Source organism: Vibrio gelatinilyticus (assembly GCF_022836845.1).
Classification (GTDB): domain Bacteria; phylum Pseudomonadota; class Gammaproteobacteria; order Enterobacterales; family Vibrionaceae; genus Vibrio; species Vibrio gelatinilyticus.
The window spans coordinates 36,674-55,322 of record NZ_JAJNNZ010000004.1; the positions used below are offsets into that span (position 1 = coordinate 36,674).

Genomic DNA, 18,649 nt, shown 5'->3' on the forward strand with positions numbered 1-18,649 from the left:
ATGGCGTTAAAAATGAGCGGTTGATTCCTTTTGTTGAATATTGCTGGTTATAGTTCACGCATTTAAATTAGAACAATGACTCAAATCTATATAACTGTTCTCCTATGCGATAAAGTAGATGAGGATTCGTTAACAACTGCTGAAGAACATGCAAGAAAACATCAAAAATACAACTAAACCCTGGCTAAATACCTACCCAGAAGATGTACCGGAATTTGTGGATGTGGACCAATACCAAAACATCAATGAGATGTTTCGTGACACATTTGAAAAGTACGCTGACAAAACGGCTTTCGTAAACATGGGGCACTCTTTATCTTTTGCCGAGCTAAAAGAGAAAAGCGACGCGTTTGCGGCTTATTTGCAGTGCGAGCTGAAGGCTAAAAAGGGCGATCGCATTGCCTTGATGATGCCAAACTTACTGCAATATCCCATTACCATTCTTGGTGCGCTTAAAGCGGGCTTAGTTGTGGTGAACGTGAACCCGCTTTACACGCCACGTGAACTTCAGCATCAATTGCGCGATTCTGGCGCGACTATCATCGTCGCGGTGACTAACTTTGGTAACAACCTCCAGCAGGTGATCGACAAAACAAGCTTGCAGCACGTTATATTAACCAGTATTGGCGATGAGTTAGCGGCGCACAAACGTACTTTGGTTAACTTTGTCGTAAAGTACGTCAAAAAGATGGTGCCTAAGTATCACTTGCCTGGGGCTATTTCGCTGCGCAGAGCGTTGACTGATGGCAAGCGCATGACCTTGTCGCCGCCTGTGATTGAGCGCGAAGACATTGCGTACCTGCAATACACTGGTGGAACAACTGGGTTGGCGAAGGGAGCGATGCTGACTCATCGAAATATTATTGCCAATGTTCTTCAAGTGTTTGGGCATTTCGGTCCTCGAATGTTGAAAGACAAAGAATACGCAGTGACGCCATTACCGCTGTACCATATTTTTGCCAATTCAGTGAGCATGATGTTGATCATGTACACCGGCGGCACCAACTTGTTGATCACTAACCCAAGGGATCTGGATACCTTTGTTAATGACCTGAGCAAGTACCCATTTACCATGATGTTTGGTCTCAATACCTTGTTTGCGGCCCTGAATAACAACGCCAAGTTTAGAGAGCTCGATTTTTCTCATGCCGAGTTTACCATCGCGGGTGGCATGGCCACACAAAAGCACATTGCAGACCAATGGCAAGAGATTACCGGCATGCCTATTATTGAAGGCTATGGGTTAACAGAGTGCTCGCCAGTAGTGGCTGGTGGTATCCATACGCAGCAATCTTATGTGTCGTCTATTGGTGTACCACTTCCTAGTACAGAGCTTCGAATCGTCGATGAAAATGGTGAACCACTGGGTGTGGGTGAAATCGGTGAAATTCAAATTCGTGGCGATCAGGTAATGAAAGGCTACTGGAAACAAGATGCGGAAAGCCGTGCGATTCTCACCCAGGATGGCTGGCTACACTCTGGCGATATCGGCCGAATGGATGAGCATGGCGTCTTCAAAATCGAAGACCGCAAGAAAGACATGATTTTGGTTTCGGGCTTTAACGTGTTCCCTACGGAAATCGAAGAAGTGGCGACACTTCATCCTAAAATTGTAGAGGCAGCGGCCATCGGTGTACCAGACGACGTTGCAGGCGAAAGAGTTAAGCTGGTGGTTGTTGCAAAAGAGCCGCTAAGTTCTGCCGAGGTCAAGAAGCACTGCCGTCATCATTTAACAGGGTATAAAGTGCCAACCGTCATTGAGTTTAGGGATGAGCTGCCTAAAACCAATGTAGGGAAAATTTTGCGTCGAGCTTTGCGTGAGCAAGAACCTTCGTAGCGTCACGATATTTAAGCCATAACTTGGCGGTTTTGGAAACTCTAAGCCACACTCTATGTGTGGCTTTTATTTACCTAATTATAAAGGAGTCGCTGTTATGAAAAATGAACTAGACCCTGGCAAAGTACTGCAGGCATACGACAACATTATGGCGCACGGTACACCAACAGAGCATGGCAAAATCTATGAGGGGGTTGAGGCTTTCTCTGATTATGATGGCTACAACGTCTACATGAGAGGTAATGGTGTAGAGCTCAAAGTGGGGTTCCATAATACTTACCATTTAGAGTATGACCAAGAGCACCTAAGAGACAGCTTTCTGAAAAAAGTCGCTTTCTTAGCGAAATAACCAGTCAGAAAATCGCGTGTTAGCGAGATAGCTTCCTGGAGCGGCGAGAAGTTGATAGTGGAAGGGTGGTTTCCAGTTGCAAAGCGCCCTATTAAATAGGGCACTTGAGTTCGAATTGTTCTAATTCGTTTAGTCGTCTTTAGTGAAGTTTTCTTCGCTGAAGTGTTCCAAATCGTACGGCGTTTGTTGATAAACACAGTAGTTCAGCCAGTTTGAGAAAAGGAGGTGGCCATGGCTTCTCCAGCTTGCAACAGGTTGATTGTCCGGGTTGTCGTTAGGGTAGTAATTAATCGGGATTGCTGGCTCCATGCCTTCTCCTAGATCTCTTACGTATTCACTATGAAGCGTTAGTGCATCGTACTCTGGATGACCCGTGACAAAAACATTTCGCTTGTCTTTGGTGCTTGCCAGATAAACGCCTGCCATGTCCGATGTTGCAAGAATATCGAGATCTGTGTGCTCTTGTAAAAACTCTGGTGAAAAATCAGCATAGCGAGAATGAGGCGCCCAAAAAGAGTCGTCAAACCCACGTAAAATAGGGTGATATGGTTGGTGAATCGAGTGTTGATAGACACCGGATAGCTTTTCTTTTCGAGTACGCTTAGGCAAATCAAACAGTAATTTCAATCCAGCTTGTGCTGCCCAGCACACATACAGAGTAGAGGTGACGTGTTTACTTGCCCAGTTCATAATGGTTTGTAGGTGATCCCAATAAATCACGTCTTCAAATTGAACTAGGCCAAGCGGAGCGCCTGTGATGATGAGCCCATCAAAATTGCGCTTTTTCACCATATCAAATTGGCGATAAAAATTATCCAAATGCTCTGTTGGCGTGTTTTTACTCGGTCGATCATCAATACGCAGTAGTTCTACGTCGATCTGCAGGGGGCTGTTGGACAGGAGCCTGAGAAACTGCGTTTCAGTTTCAATTTTTTTAGGCATCAGATTAAGAATAAGAACCTTGAGCGGTCTGATCTCCTGAGTGGACGCACGAGATTCAGGCATCACGAAAATGTTTTCTTCTCTCAATACATCGGATGCAGGTAATTGATCTGGGATTTTGATTGGCACGGCTTACTCCCTAAGCGTATTCAAACTCGTCATCTGGACGTCTATACATCCAAACTTAACTGAATCAGCTTCGTTTGTCGATAGTCAAATGACTTGGTCGGCGCTGTTTCTTTATTTAACCGCCAAAAGTCATCGAGTCGTATTGAGGATAATTAAGTGGCTAAATGTAATTATTGCATAGATGAATGAATACGCCGTGAAGCTTAAGGTATAATGCGCTTACAGAGAAAGTGAAGGAACCAATCAATTGAAGTTAACGCTTATACGCGGACTGCCGGGATCGGGAAAGTCGACTCTTGCCAAAACATTGTCAGCTCACCACGTTGAAGCTGATATGTATTTTGTCCATGAAAATGGTGACTATATCTTTGATGTTTCTCAATTAGAACAGGCGCACCGCTGGTGCCAGCAGCGTACCGAACAATGGCTTTCTTTGGGCGAAGATGTCGTTGTCGCCAATACCTTTGTGCGACGTTGGGAAATGAAAGCCTATCAAAGGATTGCCCAGCGCTTTGGTGCAGAGCTAAAAGTGATAACGTGTAAAGGGGAATATCAAAATATTCATGGTGTTAGCCCAGAAGTTATTGCGAGAATGCGCCGGAGGTGGCAGGAATAGGGTATACTTAAAACAGTTTGATTAACGACAGATAGTAATATGGCAAAACGTTCTCCCATCGTCGAAATGAGCTCTTATGGTATCTACACCACGTGGGACTCTCGCTCAAAAGATTTACCCAAGATACAGGACTTCACCACTCAAGTCCCTGCCGACATTGATATTGAGTTTGGGTTTATCGTCAATATTAAAAAGGCAAAAGGTGAGACGATCCGCTACTGTATAGAGCATCCCGGAGTGTTGAGTAAAAAAGGCCAACCCCTTGCACCGTTTGAAGGTGAAGAACATGTTGGTAGTAATGATTGGGACTTTTACTTAGGTGATACGATTCAACTGCTTTGCCCGACTAATGGATTAGACAGTAATATGGGGGATTGGCGCATGTTCATTGAATTACAGGGAAAAGTGATTGCTGAGAAAACATTCAAAGTCGTTGCAAGGGATGAAGGGCAGTTTTGGAAACGTCGCGGTTTTTAATTTCTATACGTCTAAATAGCTTTGTGCATCGAATAGAAGACAAATCTATGGTGCTGCAAATGGCATTCGATAGTGGCTGCCAGCTAAAACGCATTCGGCGATCACGTAATTGGTTGTTAAGTGGCACTAAAAAGCAGTTAGAACACTTCGCGTTTAGCGCTAATGTCGGTTGGATCTCAGTGGCGGTAGATAAAGCGTTGAGTGGATATAAATCACCGATTCAGGAGCTTCTAGAGCGCTATCCAGAGATCACTCTGACGCAACTAATTCAAGAGTCGGGCTGTACTATGGTCGAGGCGCGTAAGGCCATTGATGAGTTTGAAGGTTTATAGAACGTTGGCGATCCAGTAAAGTAACCGCCTAATATAAAAAGAAAAATGCCATTGCAGTGCAATGGCATTTTTAATATTAGTAATATGTGAATTAAAATACGCTAGTGAGATCTTATTCGCTAAGGTAGGTAATTACGAATTCTGTGATTTTGACCATGTCATCAACAGCAATGAACTCTTCTGTTGTATGAACTTTAGCCATACCCGTCGATAGGTTGACAGTCGTTAAACCATTTTTGTTGAAGTTATTCGCATCACTACCACCACCAGTGTGTTGGGTTGTCGCATTGATGCCTAGTGTGGAGAATGCCTGTTTTACTTCAACAACATGAATATCGTCTTCGGCAATAACGAAGGCATCGTAGGCACGTGTTGATTCAATCTCGACTCGGGCACCAAACTTAGTGGCTGAGGCTTCGAAAGTTTCGATCATGTGGTTAACCTGCGCGGTCAGTTTTTCACTATTGAGTGAGCGAGCCTCTGCTACTACGGTCAATTCAGGCATCACGATATTCGTTGCCTGGCCACCGTTCATCATACCAATGTTAGCGGTGGTTTCTTCGTCGATACGTAATAGATTCATGTTGGCGATGGCGTCGGCTGCAACACTTGCTGCACTGATGCCTTCTTCTGGAGCCACACCTGCGTGCGCTGGTTTTCCGGTGATCTTGGCAACAATTTTTTGTTGGCCAGGAGCTCCAGTGACGATAGTACCGATTGGGCCGCCCGTGTCTAAAACAATCGCTTTTTCGGATTGAATAAAAGACATGTCAAAATATTCAGAACCAAACAAACCGCCTTCTTCGTGCACTGTAAAAGCCACTTCAATGCTCTTGTGAGCCATGTTGTGATCTTTTAGGCAACGTACTGCTTCCATTACAGCCGCAATACCCGATTTGTCGTCACCACCTAAAATAGTGTCGCCTTTTGAGCGAATGATGCCATCTTCAATAATCGGTTCGATGCCGATCCCTGGTGTGACGGTATCCATGTGTGCACTGAACACAATACTACCTTCTAAAGAACCTTCAAGGCGGCCGTAGACGTTAAAGCCATTGGTGTATTGTTCAGGGACAGGCAATTTTCTGACGGCAAAGCCAAGTTCACCAAGCTGTTCTGCGATAGCTTCTGCAATCGCCTTTTCGTTGCCAGATTCACTGTCAATTTTTACAAGGTCAAAAAAGTGGTTGATCAAACGGTCAGTATTTACATGTGTCATAGGAGTGCTTCACGTTGTGTAACAGGATGCGGACACTCTACACTCGTCGTTCACGTGCTAGACCTGAGGTAAATCAATAAAAGTGTCGGCTTTGCTGGTGATTTGACAAAAATTCGACACCTATTGATGTAGTTTGGGCGATTATTAGCCTGTTGCTTGCTGACTAATAGGCTCTGTGGGCTGCATAATCTTGTAGGTTGCGATCAAAATAAGAGTTGCGCCCAGCACTTGCCAGGGCGTGAGAGTTTCATTGAGAAGCCACACTGAAAATAAGATCCCAAATATTGGTTCGCTACCTAGTATGGCGGTTGACTGCGTTGCACTGATCGACTGAACTGCGTAGTTTTGAGCAAAAAAGGCGACTAAGGTACAAAAAACGACGAGGTAGATAATGCTTAGCCAGTGAAACGGTTGTAGAAGCAAGACCGTTGGCATTATGTCGTTCACTGAGTAGTTGAATAGACACCAGATTACCGAGGCGAGGCCAACGGTAAATAATTGAACGATGGTAAGTGATGTTACGTTGACCGATTCATCAAGTAATACTTTGCGACAAACCACCATCATACAAGCCCGCGCCAGTGCCGCAATCAGAATAAAGAAGGCACCTATACTCATTTCAAAATGAAGTATTTTGCTTTCACAGACGAACACCACCCCAGTTAAAGACAATAATAAATAGATAACGAATCTTGGTGATTGTTTCGTTTTTAAGACGAAAAACTCAATGATCGGGGTAAACACGATACACATGCTAATCAGTACTGCGGCTTCACTTGCCTGAGAGTAGTAGATTCCTAATGTTTCGAATACGAAAATAACGGTCAAAATTATGCCAGTAAGATAACCTTTTGACGTAGCGTAAAATAGACTTCTAAGCGCATTGGCTGCGTCGGTACGAACCGCCATAAAAAGAAGAAAAAACACGGTGGCGAGAACAAAACGGATGGTGAGAAAAATATCAACCGGTATTGCAGAGAGCACAAATTTGGCTGTGGAATAGCTGCTCCCCCATAAGATGGCAACCAGTACGAGCAAGATGATCGCGATCTTTTTGTGCGTGCCATAGCATATATTTAAGGTATCTTTCATAGTTAATAATTTTATGAGTATATGTGATGAGTGGTATGTTAACTTATATAAACAAGGTGATAATCACCCCAAATATCATAGGAATTGTGACTCATGGACACAAATAGGCTGGTTGCTTTACTGCCTGATATTGCTGCGTTTGTAACGGTAGTTGAATCGGGTAGCTTTACGGTCGCGGCCCAAACAATGGGGATTACGCCTTCAGGAGTCAGTCGACAAGTGAGCAGACTTGAAGCTGCCTTGAACGTAGACTTGCTAGAGAGGACCACTCGGCGACAAGTCATGACTGAAGTGGGCAAGGCCGTTTACGAACTAAGCGTAAAAATGATGGCATCGGCCCATGAAATTGCCAGTATTACTGATCTAGAAAAAGCTGAGGCAATTGGTGAAATCCGCGTGGCAGCACCAAAAGCGTTTAGCAAGCAAGTCCTCGAGCCTTTGTTTGTCCCATTTCTCAAGCAATTTCCTAAAACCAAGCTGAAAGTTATGGTGACAGACAGCTACGTTGATCCAATTAGAGATGAAATTGATGTTTTTTTTGAGCTGACTCATTCACCTCGCGACAACTTGGTAGCAAAAAAACTCGGTCCTATTCAATCTGTGTTGTGTGCGAGTAAAGACTATTTACGAAGTCACGGTATTCCTTTTTCTCCCAGTGAACTGTCTGAACATCAATGTCTTTATCTAGGTGAGCATGTCGACGATAATTTGTGGACTTTCATGAAAGCGAATACCGTAGTGAAAGTTAGGGTTGACGGGCGTTACAGCGTCAATCATTCGGAAATGCGCCTCGATGCGGTTAAACAAGGGATGGGTATCGGAGTATTTCCTGATTTTGTCGCAAAAGACGCTCTGTTGAATGCCGAAGTGATAGAGGTATTGCCAGAGTGGCAACTGAAAGCGGCCTATCAAGGTGAGGTGGTTATGCAATTCCCTCAGACAAAATACATGCCTGCGCGCAGGCGAGTATTCATCGACTATATGGTGAAGGCCTTTAGCGAGCAGTGAATTTCTCTGGGTAGTCGGTAAATATTCCATCAACGTCTTTGAGATACTTAAATGATTTTGGGTTGTTAACGGTAAAGCACCAAATCTGAACACCTTTTTCTCGTAGTGCTTTGATGGTTCTTGCGCTTAGCCAGCGAAAGTTTGCGTGGCAGCTAAATGCGTTGACCTTGTCGATTGTACGCAGTGTTTTTCTTGTTACCCGAGAGGTGAGCACACCAAGCTTTGTATCAAGGCTCTTTTTTGATAATGCTAGCGTCATTTCCTGGCTGAAACTGGATAAGATAATCTTCTGTTTGTTGATCGGGTGTTGGCGTAGTGCGTCTGCCAATAAATCGGCGACAAAATCGGCGTTATGGTACTTGTCGATCTTGACCTCAATATTAAGAGAAAGATCAGCGATTAGCGCGAAGTCTAGCAAGTCCGTTAGGGTAATAATACGCTCCCCTTTGAACTCAATGCCTTTCCAGCGACCAAAATCAAGTAGCTTTAACTCAGACAGGGTGAGCTGATCGACTCGTCCTTTGCCATTACTACAGCGCTCAACAGTGTGATCGTGGCAAACGACCAAGACACCATCTTTAGTGGGTTGTACGTCTAACTCAACCCATTTCAAACCAATGTCCTTTGCTTTAAGAAAGCTGCTCATGGTGTTTTCTGGGCAATGGCCCGCGACGCCTCTGTGGCCGACAATTTGTAAATTCATCAAACTTTTCACCATTAAATGAGTTAATAACAGTGTTGCAATTTTGTTAACGTGTCGCTATGTTAGTACCAAATACACGTCTGACCAGTGAAATGAAACTTCATAATATACAAGGATATATACAACAAATATATCTTGTCGAATATAGCGACAAATTACTTTTGTTAGATGGCGCAAGCCGCGCCGATGTAGGAGTGATTCTGCGATTCATCCGTAACGAGCTTGGGCGTCCTATTACTGACCTCAAAACGGTTGTAGTGACGCACATGCACCCTGATCATGCGGGGGCTGCCCATCGACTGAGAAGTATCACAGGCTGCAATGTCGTGGCTTCTCACAGTGATACAGCTTGGTATTCGGGATTGGACGGGCTTTTAATGCATCTAGCCGATGTGATGCTTGCATTATGGATGGCAATGCGTATGGGAAAAGCGAAGAAAAACCTCTGGTACAGCAAGGTTCTCAAGCCAGATCTCATGTTGACGGATGAGCAAACGATTCCAAATTTTGATGATTGGCGCGTAATAGAAACACCTGGCCACACAGACAGAGACATTTCAGTTTACAACGCCAAAGAATCTATTGTGTATGTGGCGGACTTAATGGTTGAAGTAAAAAAGCGCCTTGTCGCGCCTTTCCCGGTGTTTTATCCCAATCAATACAGGAAATCAGTGGAACGGATTTATGATTTGAATGTGGATACGTTGCTGCTCGCTCACAAAGGGCAGGCGAACTTCACTTATGAAGCGAAAACCCACTTGCTCAATACGGCACCAAGAAGGCCCGTGACTCACTGGCGTGTTGTTAAAATCAAACTTAAGAAACTCACACGCTCAATATTTTTGCGTCATTGACTTCGCTACTGTGTCGGAAATATCAGTTTACTGGTGTTGAAACCCGCATCGTTAGCGATGGCAATGTACTCGTTTAGTTGTTGCGTGGGGATGCTTTTGCTGCGTGACAAGATCCAAAAGTACTCCTTGTTCGGGCCACTCACCAATGCCGATGAATAGTCATCTTCTAGGTAGAAAACAATGTAGCTGCCGTAAAAGGGACCAAAAAAAGACACTTTCAAGTGCGCTGTACTCGGTTCGCCGACAAATTTGGCTTTGCCTATTGCTTCTTGCCATTGTTGTGTGTCTTGATCCCTGCCTCGATTTATCACTTTGACGCTTCCATCGTCATTCATCGAATATTGTGCTGACACCTGCACAAGACCACGTTCAAAGCTATGGTCTAGCCGCGCGATTTCGTACCAGGTGCCAAGATAGCGATCTAAGGCAAAATTATTTATTGGTTTGACACCGTCTGGTATGCCAGTGCAGCCAATCAATATCAGTGGTAAACAGAGTAGGTAGGCGAGCTTCTTCATTGTGTATCCTTTTTATTGGGAAGCTTTCTTTTCGCTAAAGCGTAGCTTTAATGAGAGATAAGCTTGGCAACCATTGACTGTACTTCTTGCGTCATCACGATTTAAGGAATAAGCTTTTGATAATTAGTATAAATACTCGCAGCTTAATATGATCGAAATCTTCATTATCGTTATCGCGTTGATTGGTTTGTTCTACGTTTCTCAAAGGTACTTGTTTACACAAGAAAATACGAGAAATTATGAGTTTAAGATCAAAGGCCCGATACTTAATTCTCCTCAAACCGCTTTTTTTAATGCTTTAAAGGAAGCGGTGTCCGATCAGGGCATTATTCTGTGTCGTGTGAATATGTCGAGCGTGATTACTCCTGAGAAAATCACCAATAAGAAGCAACGGTTTATCGCCAATAACCTAATAGCGAAAAGCTATTTCGACTTTGTTGTGTGTGATCCTCGTACGCTTCAGCCTCGCGTTGTGATTGAGTACGACGACGGAAAGCCATTGCACAAAGGAAAAGTAGAGCGTCAAAAACTCATCATGCAAGTGTGCAAATCAGCCGGACTTCCTCTTATTGGCGCGTCAGTAAAAATGAGCTACCAAGTTGGTAAGTTGCGCCGTCTTCTTGCCACACACATTGATCTTATTGAGCCGGCAAAAGAAGTGCGTTTTTGTAAAAAATGCGGAAGCCCCATGATCATTAAAGTCGCTAATCAAGGTGAGTTTAAAGGTGTACGTTTCTTCACCTGCAGTCGTTTACCTGCATGTCAATATACCGAAAACTACAACGTGGTATTTGATGAGGAAGAGCAAGAAAGCCACCGCGCTATATAGCCTTCGGGTAACCCAATGTGCTTTTGATGTTGTTTCTACCCCTGTCTTTAGCTTGATAAAGTTGCGCGTCCGCGCATTTAAGAATGTCGTTTAATGAGGTGTCGCAATGAAAACTGCAGGCACCGATACTGGCAGTGATTTTTACCTCTTCCCCCATTTCTAAGAAAGAGAGCTTTTCGATCTTTAGACGAATATTTTCTGCAATGTCGACGGCTCGAAACAATTGCGTGCCAAACAACACCACACAAAACTCTTCACCGCCAACTCGAAAGACGTTGTCTTCACCAACCTCAGACTGAAGCAACTTGGCGACTTCAACAAGCAGTGCATCGCCAATCGAATGACCAAATTCATCGTTGATGTGCTTAAAAAAGTCCAAATCCAACAGCATAAGGCTCGAGGTATAGTGAGTAGGGGTAGAATTGTGTTGGTTAAAGCTGCGAATCAACGCCAAACGGTTGTAGCAGTTAGTCAGCGTGTCTTTGGAAGCGAGAATTTGCAGAGAGTTCTCAGTATTTTCTCGGTGGAACTCATACAGGTGCGAAGCGATCCACACACTTATAAAGCACGCGATGAAGTTGATGGTCAGAGGCTCGAGAAATTCAGAATATTTTTCTTCGACAGAGAAAATAGCCGTCAACTGCAACAGAAAGGTAATGCCGGTCGCTATCGATCCTTGTTTTGTACCGACTAACAGATAAAAAATGATAGGCAATAGGAATGACCAGAAGAGGATACCGTCATAAATGGGATTGGTGCGAGTACTATAGGCAACAATGAAAATCAAAAAATACACATAACTTAGGGTCTGTATATTCGTTTGTTGGTAACGAGAGGCGCGTCTGTAGAGGTAAAACGAATAAGCACTGTAAGCGACCTCAAGCGTCGCTAAGGTGTAGGCATGTTGTATGTGTATACTGTAGAGCGCAAGCGTAAGAGAAATCATCCCTAGTGGCATGGTTAGCCCAGCGAGTAGACGAGTTTTAATTCTCATGGAACAGTCAAATGCGCGGATATCGATGCTAATAAGGAGCCACCTTTATTTTATAAACAATTTATTGTTATTCTTTTGGGTGCATACATCAATCCACATAGGCAGGATAATCTTTGTAGTGGAACGCAAAAATGGTCAAAGTTTCCGTTAACTAGCCGACGGCCAAATTTGTATTGAACTATGCGAGGAATGGAAATGTGAGTTGCTTCAAATTGATAGCTTCTTTAAGAATAAAAAAACGTCAAATTGTCGAGATATAGAGCAAACGATATCAAAAGCATAAATTTCTACTTGCACCGTGTACTAACTCTCGTTAATATCCCTCTCGTTCCAAGACGATGGGTCCGTAGCTCAGTTGGTTAGAGTACCGCCTTGACATGGCGGGGGTCGGCGATTCGAGTTCGCCCGGACCCACCATCGTCACTTGAATAAATATTCATTGGAACAAAAATTTGGGTCCGTAGCTCAGTTGGTTAGAGTACCGCCTTGACATGGCGGGGGTCGGCGATTCGAGTTCGCCCGGACCCACCAAATTTTCGATAAAGCCCGCTTTTTAGCGGGCTTTGTTGTATCTGGGGTTTTCCAGTTTTCCGAATTTCAAGCTCCACGTCATTTGGTAATGTACCACTTTCTAATTCTTCTAACTCCGTCAATGTTGCAATAAAAGTCACTCACCGAATTCAGTTGTGTTTCGAAAATCAGGCGTCTTCAGTTTCTTCATCTTGCTTTAGAGCGTGTCGTCTTGCGTCATAAAAGACAACACGCTTATTTCTAGTAATGGCTTTTTCAACGATGCCGTCTGACCAAAAAGAATAAATGAGCTCGCAGGACGACAGGTTTACAGTTTGCATTTCGATAATGTGTCTCATCCTGATCCTCGTACATCAACTGGTGCGCCTAGGTTAATTTACGGTCATTTTCGCTATACGATCAAGAAGAATCAAATAAATCATGTTGTAAAATAGAGAATGATTGTCTTAGCGACAAGGTTCTATTTATATTTCATCAGCTTATTGTACTTATGTTGTTATAGCTTACTAGTTAATAGTTCTGAGGAGGTGAGGGCGAAGTTGAGTATTGCCTTGTACTCATTCGTGACGCGCAAGCCGTGGATTTATAGTCTTCGTGCAGGATGGGTTGATTGCTTCATAAGCAAAGTACAGCTAATCGTTCATCGTAACTTTGTGCTAAACGTTCTCAACCTATGTTCAGAAGGATGAATAAAATGGTACTTCATGCTGGTGTAGTGCCAATGTTAGAAATTGGGAATTACGTTTTTATCGCCTCTTTAAATATCCAGTCTACCTATAAACTTAGCCGATACTTTTGTTGATAAAAATACTCCTAAAGGTAATACTTAATAAAAATAGTATAAAGGCAAATATTTCAATGGGCTCCTCTAAAAATCAGCACCAATTACCCCCTCCAATTGTTTGTGTCGGTGCTTCTGCAGGGGGGTTAGAGGCTATAGAGCGATTTTTCCAAAGTTGCCCCAACGATTTGGGCGCGAGTTACGTAGTCATCCAGCATTTGTCTTCGCATTACAAAAGTATGATGGATGACCTCATCAATCGTTACTCTAATATGAAAGTGAAGATTATTAAAACCGGGGATATTCCGCTTAAAAATCAAATCTACCTCATAGAAGCGGGTACCGTAATTCGACTTATCAACGGTGCTTTTCATGTCGACAAAAAAATAGAGGGTGAGCTTACTCTACCTATAGATATCTTTTTACAATCATTAGCGGATGACAAAAGAGGGCAATCGACAGCTGTAATATTGTCGGGTACTGGGTGTGACGGTTCTCGAGGAGTTGTAGCACTAAACGCGGTTGGGGGCTTCGTCATTGTTCAATCACCCGCACAATCAGGGTTTGATGGTATGCCAAAGAGTGCAATCAGTACTGGTGTAGTCGATAGTGTTCTAGGTGCTGAAGCCATTCCATTGCAAATCAAAAAGTACTTAAGCGCAGATTTCATTCGCTCTTCTTCGAAAGAGAGCTTCTTCCCCGAACTGGCAGTCGGAAACCCTCAAGAGCACTACGCAAGGATCATCGACAAACTGTATGTGGAGTTTGGGATTAATTTTGCTCTCTACAAGGACGCCACTGTAATAAGAAGAATTGAACGTCGTATGCAGGTTAAACACATAACGGATTACAAAAAATATGCCGAGGTTATCGAAAAGGACCCAACAGAAGCTTTATCTTTAAGAAAAGAACTCCTAATCCCTGTGACAAACTTCTTCCGTGACCCAGAGATTTTCAATACTATAAAATCTCAAGTCATCGAAAATCTAATTGATTCACATTGCGGATCTGGAGACATTCGGGTTTGGGTCGCAGGTTGTGCTACAGGAGAGGAGGCGTACTCCTATGCCATGCTTCTTGAGTCTGCGCTTAGAAAGCGAAAGTCGCAATTGAATTTCAAAGTATTTGCTACGGACGTTAACCCTTCCATCATCGATATCGCGTCTAAGGGGATCTACCCTGAGAGCATTAAGCGAGAAGTCCATAAGGACATTGCTGAACTGTATTTTGTAGCGCATGATGGTCAGCTGAAAGTAAATCAAAATATTCGTCAACGTGTTGTATTCGCGGTCCATAATTTACTAACAGATGCTCCCTTTACTAAAATGAACCTCGTTAGTTGTCGCAATACGCTCATCTATTTCAAAAATGATGCACAAAAAGAAGCACTGAAAAAGCTTGCTTTTTCAGTGCAACCCAATGGTTTTTTGGTCTTGGGTAAAAGTGAGTCTCTCATTGCTTATGATGATTACTTTGAAGTGACGGACAGGAAACATAAGATCTTCAAATGTACCAAAAGGGCGCCTGCGTCGTTAAGCTCTGGCTACATCCAGCACCATAAAAACAATGTGACCACCTCGGCTGATTATAGTATAGCTACCAAGCAAAACTCCGAAATCGAATTGATAGCTGACGCCCAAATTAAAAAATGCTTTATTCCTCTTACCTTGCTCGTAGATCATTCTCAAGAAGTTATCCACATATATGGTGAAGATACAAGCTTGTTAGAGTTGAAGCCAGGCAGCGTTAACTATCAGCTGGCAAATCTCTTGCCAGGTAAAATAGCTTCAGTTGCTGTCGCATTGTTGTATAGATTGAATAAAAAAGGTGGTGTCATTACGTCTGATACCGTCAAATGGAAAGATGAAAATACCCAGTTACACGATATTCAAATAAAGGGTTGGATGATTCATCACGGAGATATGCCGTCACACTATGTGCTCGCAATTGTTAAAATAGCGCAGCCTTCTGACGCAAAGAGTGAAACCAGTCATTCTGAATTAAATCAATCGGCTTTAGATAAAATCACTCAACTTCAGCTCGAACTTACAGCTACCCGAGAAAGTTTACAATCAACAATCGAAGAGTTTGAAACAACAAACGAAGAGCTACAAGCTACAAACGAAGAGCTTATGGCGTCTAACGAAGAACTTCAAGGTTCCAACGAAGAGCTTCAGTCTGTTAATGAAGACCTCAATGCTGTAAATGCCGAGTACCATGAGAAAGTGAGTATCTTGAACAGGATAAACGCTGATCTTGATGCGATGTCTTTGTCTACAGGTATAGCAACCATTTTCGTTGATGACGCCCTGCGACTAACTCGTTTTACTCCTGACGCGAGCTTAATATTTAAAGTAAGAGACCAAGACTTAGGTCGTCCATTAGATGAAATCGTTAATACGCTTAACTACGACTCTTTTTTTGAAGACATCAATGAAACATTGACTTCAGAAACAACTAAAGAGGTTGAAGTTATTAACAATGTAGGCCAAGGGTATTTGATGAGAATAGTCAAGTACCGTATACCATCTTCAGAGAAACTTGGAGTAGCGATTTCGCTTATTGAGTCATATGGATATAGAACCAACCAGAAAATCATTGATGCTTTACCGCACCATATCGTAGTTTTAGATAAACAAGGTGACATACAGATGGTGAATGAGGCGTGGAAGAAATTCGTAAGAACAAACCAACATGACGCAATCCAACGAAACTCCTGGCTGGGTGAACGCTATACTGATTACTGTGATCATGAACTAAGCCTTGACATTAACAGCGTACTAAATGGGAAGTGTGCTAGGCTTAAAAAGGTATACCCTTGCCACAGTTCGAATGAAAAAAGATGGTTCGTCATGGAAGTACAAGCATTAGACCATGATGGCTATAGCGCTGTGATATCCCATACGAACATTACTGATTTCAAAGAGCGCCAATAGATGAGACATAAACTAGATGAAAATCGGCTTAGCCAGGATGCTCTCGATATTGAAGTAAAACGTGTCGAAAAAATACTCGAGGAAAATATTAGTGAAGGTGGTGTCCGTAGCATTAAGAAATTAGTGCATTCGTTACAAGTCTACCAAGAAGAGCTGACACTTCAGAACATAGAACTTGAGCGACACCAGCAAGAAAGCGATATACTCAGAGAATACTACTATACGCTATTTAACCTTCTTCCTCTTCCGGCAGTATATGTTGATGAACGGTTACATGTTGTTGATTCCAATCAAGCGGCAAAAAACACATTTAGAAGTGAAAATATATCTCTTGGAATAACGAATTCTCTGATGAAAAGTTTAAGTCGAGATAGCATTCAGTTGTTATACAATTCGATAAGAAGTAATACTTACCCTATATATCTTGAAGTGCAAGGGAATAATCAGGATGTTCAGATTTTTTATGATTTGGTTTTAACTAAACTTAATGATTGTGAAGATGAGGGTAAGTTTTTAATTGTCTTTAAAGATACAACAATAGAACAGAAGCTTAAAGAAAAAAATGCAATTTTTCTGAGTGTATTAAATAGCTCTTCAGATTCCATTATTTCGCTTGACATGAAAGGAGCGGTTAAAGAATATTCAAGGAATCTCTGTCAATACACAGTAGAAACCAATAATGAAAATATAATAGAATCGCTTCCATTACCCATCAAAAAAGAAATAGATAATTATATAGAGCACAAAGTAAAACTCAATGTAAGACATGAGAAAACCATTGAAGTTATAGTTAAAAATGTTAGGCATCCACTATGGTTAAGAATTCAACTCTTTCCGGTTGAAGAAAGTGGTATTATAGTTGGCACTGGCTGTATAATATCAAACCATACGGAATCTATTAAGCAAGAAAAAGAAATTTCCAATTTGGCTTATTATGACCACCTCACCAATTGCGGGAATAGAAGGTTACTAAGGTTGAGAGTTAGTAAACTAATCAGCCAAGTTGACAATCCATCTTTTACAATGTTCTTTGTGGATTTAGACCACTTTAAAGACATTAATGACATTTATGGCCATAACGTTGGTGATGAAATGTTGGTTCAAGTAGCGTCTCGTTTGAAGAAAGCTATCAGACCGTTTGATGAATTATTTAGGGTTGGCGGTGATGAGTTTTTAATTCTATTTCATCAGTTACCAACTGAAATGAGTAGTGACCGTGCATATCGAATTATCGAAATACTTTCTACCCCATTCATTATAGACGAGAAGGAACTGGTAAGTTCGGCCTCTATCGGTATCTCACGTTTTCCAGAAGATGGCATTGATTTTATCTCACTCTACAAAAAAGCGGATACTGCTTTGTACAAGGCAAAAAAAAATGGAAGAAAGCGTTTTCGTTTCTTTTCAGAGACAATGCTACTGCAGATAAAAAAGAACTTTGAATTAGAAGAAAATCTCAGAAAAGCTATGGCTAAAAATGAGTTTTCAACAGAATTGATGCCTCAGATAAGGTGTAGTGATTCCACATGTCAAAATGTAGAATTGTTGTTGCGATGGAATAATGAAGTTATTGGGTTAGTGCCACCAAATGATTTTATTCCAGTGGCAGAGCGCAGCGAACTCATCCACACCATTACTGAATTTGTGATAGAAGATGCGATTAATAAAATTAAAGCTTTAAATAAGTTTTCTCCAAAAAAAGTGTATATTTCAATCAATATATCAAAGTTAGATATATTGAATACTCACTTTTTTGAAATAATGAAAGCACGATTGGATAAAGATAAAAAGATCGCGAAGCAGTTAACTTTTGAGTTAACTGAAAGTGTTTTCTCTGATAGTTATACATTGATTGTTGATCGCCTCAACCAATTAAAATTACTAGGTGTTTCCATTTCGATTGATGATTTTGGCACTGGTTACTCCTCGCTTTCTCAGCTTTCTGAGCTTCCAATTGATGAACTTAAAATAGATAAAAGTTTTATCTCGAAGCTAGGATCCGATGAGTCGGACAAAAAAATTTGCTTAGCCATATTAAGCATGGCAAAAAGTTTAGGTTATCGATGTGTAGCCGAGGGAGTTGAATCTGAAGAACAGTTCAATTGGCTAGCTTCCATTTTCTGTGATTATTCACAGGGCTATTTTCACTCTAAGCCCATTACATTTAAAGATTTCATATCTCGCTATGTCTGAATGAACATAGCTCCAAAACCTTCCCTAATACCAATGAATATAATTGACTGTCATCAACGATGATGATCACGCTACGACCGATAGATGTGATCTTAACCAAAATCCAAAAACAAGAGTTCGATAATGAGCTAGTCACTACTTTATCTATGTGAGCAGTGACGATTAAGTGACTGTATGGAAAACCTGTAACAGGCAATTGGGTAAACAAAACAGAATGCTATAACCTTTAGTAAAGTACTCCGAAGTTTACTAGAACAAAGAGGTCAGCGACCAAACAGTAAAAACGTATACTATGCTTAACTCTTAGGA

General features: G+C 42.1%; 17 protein-coding genes and 2 tRNA genes. 12 read left to right on the plus strand and 7 right to left on the minus strand.

Annotated features, from left to right (window positions below; translation table 11 throughout):
• Nucleotides 1-148 precede the first annotated feature (148 nt).
• Nucleotides 149-1,837, plus strand: coding sequence for an AMP-binding protein (locus LNL84_RS06345; protein ID WP_244355987.1), 1,689 nt, complete (start codon nucleotides 149-151; stop codon nucleotides 1,835-1,837).
• A gap of 97 nt (nucleotides 1,838-1,934) precedes the next feature.
• Nucleotides 1,935-2,186 (plus strand): DUF3081 domain-containing protein, encoded by a 252-nt coding sequence (locus tag LNL84_RS06350; protein WP_244355989.1) that lies wholly within the window; start codon nucleotides 1,935-1,937, stop codon nucleotides 2,184-2,186.
• Nucleotides 2,187-2,315: 129 nt separating this feature from the next.
• Here the strand turns inward: LNL84_RS06350 and metA are convergent, their stop codons facing one another.
• On the minus strand, nucleotides 2,316-3,257 hold the full coding sequence (gene metA / locus LNL84_RS06355) for a homoserine O-acetyltransferase MetA (protein ID WP_244355991.1): 942 nt from the start codon (nucleotides 3,255-3,257) through the stop codon (nucleotides 2,316-2,318).
• Nucleotides 3,258-3,504: 247 nt separating this feature from the next.
• Here metA and LNL84_RS06360 point away from each other — a divergent pair, with 247 nt between their 5' ends.
• From LNL84_RS06360 to LNL84_RS06370, 3 genes are read left to right on the plus strand one after another with little or no spacing between them, the layout of a single operon-like run.
• Entirely contained in the window at nucleotides 3,505-3,873 is a 369-nt protein-coding gene (locus LNL84_RS06360; protein WP_244355993.1) for an AAA family ATPase, read from the plus strand.
• A 39-nt stretch (nucleotides 3,874-3,912) separates the two neighbouring features.
• A complete protein-coding gene (locus LNL84_RS06365; protein ID WP_244355995.1) occupies nucleotides 3,913-4,350 on the plus strand; it encodes a DUF3859 domain-containing protein in 438 nt (145 codons plus the stop codon).
• On the plus strand, nucleotides 4,350-4,682 hold the full coding sequence (locus LNL84_RS06370; protein ID WP_341829452.1) for a ribosome recycling factor family protein: 333 nt from the start codon (nucleotides 4,350-4,352) through the stop codon (nucleotides 4,680-4,682). The genes LNL84_RS06365 and LNL84_RS06370 overlap by 1 nt, the downstream gene beginning before the upstream one ends.
• Nucleotides 4,683-4,794: 112 nt before the next feature.
• On the opposite strand, the gene LNL84_RS06375 is transcribed toward LNL84_RS06370, so the two are convergent.
• Together LNL84_RS06375 and LNL84_RS06380 are read right to left on the minus strand one after the other, a co-directional pair.
• Nucleotides 4,795-5,901, minus strand: a complete 1,107-nt coding sequence (locus LNL84_RS06375) for a M20/M25/M40 family metallo-hydrolase (RefSeq protein ID WP_244355997.1) — start codon at nucleotides 5,899-5,901, stop codon at nucleotides 4,795-4,797.
• A gap of 144 nt (nucleotides 5,902-6,045) precedes the next feature.
• Nucleotides 6,046-6,993 (minus strand): DMT family transporter, encoded by a 948-nt coding sequence (locus LNL84_RS06380; protein ID WP_244356000.1) that lies wholly within the window; start codon nucleotides 6,991-6,993, stop codon nucleotides 6,046-6,048.
• Between the two features lie 93 nt (nucleotides 6,994-7,086).
• On the opposite strand from LNL84_RS06380, the gene LNL84_RS06385 reads away from it, so the two are divergent.
• Complete coding sequence (locus LNL84_RS06385) at nucleotides 7,087-8,001, plus strand: LysR family transcriptional regulator (RefSeq protein WP_244356003.1); 915 nt, start codon at nucleotides 7,087-7,089, stop codon at nucleotides 7,999-8,001.
• Here the strand turns inward: LNL84_RS06385 and LNL84_RS06390 are convergent.
• A complete protein-coding gene (locus tag LNL84_RS06390; protein ID WP_244356006.1) occupies nucleotides 7,988-8,704 on the minus strand; it encodes a glycerophosphodiester phosphodiesterase family protein in 717 nt (238 codons plus the stop codon). The two genes, LNL84_RS06385 and LNL84_RS06390, sit on opposite strands and share 14 nt — an antisense overlap.
• A 92-nt stretch (nucleotides 8,705-8,796) precedes the next feature.
• Here LNL84_RS06390 and LNL84_RS06395 point away from each other — a divergent pair, with 92 nt between their 5' ends.
• Nucleotides 8,797-9,558: an MBL fold metallo-hydrolase gene (locus LNL84_RS06395; protein ID WP_244356609.1), complete on the plus strand. Its 762-nt coding sequence runs from the start codon at nucleotides 8,797-8,799 to the stop codon at nucleotides 9,556-9,558.
• 5 nt (nucleotides 9,559-9,563) lie between these two features.
• Here LNL84_RS06395 and LNL84_RS06400 read toward each other — a convergent pair whose 3' ends face one another.
• Entirely contained in the window at nucleotides 9,564-10,076 is a 513-nt protein-coding gene (locus LNL84_RS06400) for a lipocalin family protein (RefSeq protein ID WP_244356009.1), read from the minus strand.
• A gap of 148 nt (nucleotides 10,077-10,224) precedes the next feature.
• Here LNL84_RS06400 and LNL84_RS06405 point away from each other — a divergent pair, with 148 nt between their 5' ends.
• Nucleotides 10,225-10,905, plus strand: coding sequence for a DUF2726 domain-containing protein (locus LNL84_RS06405; protein ID WP_244356011.1), 681 nt, complete (start codon nucleotides 10,225-10,227; stop codon nucleotides 10,903-10,905).
• Here the strand turns inward: LNL84_RS06405 and LNL84_RS06410 are convergent.
• Nucleotides 10,898-11,899, minus strand: a complete 1,002-nt coding sequence (locus LNL84_RS06410) for a GGDEF domain-containing protein (protein WP_244356013.1) — start codon at nucleotides 11,897-11,899, stop codon at nucleotides 10,898-10,900. The two genes, LNL84_RS06405 and LNL84_RS06410, sit on opposite strands and share 8 nt — an antisense overlap.
• 340 nt (nucleotides 11,900-12,239) lie before the next feature.
• On the opposite strand from LNL84_RS06410, the gene LNL84_RS06415 reads away from it, so the two are divergent.
• Together LNL84_RS06415 and LNL84_RS06420 are read left to right on the plus strand one after the other, a co-directional pair.
• Nucleotides 12,240-12,316, plus strand: a tRNA-Val gene (locus tag LNL84_RS06415).
• Between the two features lie 37 nt (nucleotides 12,317-12,353).
• Nucleotides 12,354-12,430: transfer RNA gene (locus tag LNL84_RS06420), tRNA-Val, on the plus strand.
• 167 nt (nucleotides 12,431-12,597) lie between these two features.
• On the opposite strand, the gene LNL84_RS06425 is transcribed toward LNL84_RS06420, so the two are convergent.
• Nucleotides 12,598-12,768 (minus strand): hypothetical protein, encoded by a 171-nt coding sequence (locus LNL84_RS06425; protein ID WP_244356015.1) that lies wholly within the window; start codon nucleotides 12,766-12,768, stop codon nucleotides 12,598-12,600.
• A 520-nt stretch (nucleotides 12,769-13,288) separates the two neighbouring features.
• Here LNL84_RS06425 and LNL84_RS06430 point away from each other — a divergent pair.
• Together LNL84_RS06430 and LNL84_RS06435 are read left to right on the plus strand one after the other, a co-directional pair.
• Complete coding sequence (locus LNL84_RS06430; RefSeq protein WP_244356016.1) at nucleotides 13,289-16,147, plus strand: CheR family methyltransferase; 2,859 nt, start codon at nucleotides 13,289-13,291, stop codon at nucleotides 16,145-16,147.
• Complete coding sequence (locus tag LNL84_RS06435) at nucleotides 16,148-18,340, plus strand: sensor domain-containing protein (protein ID WP_244356017.1); 2,193 nt, start codon at nucleotides 16,148-16,150, stop codon at nucleotides 18,338-18,340.
• Nucleotides 18,341-18,649: the final 309 nt, after the last annotated feature.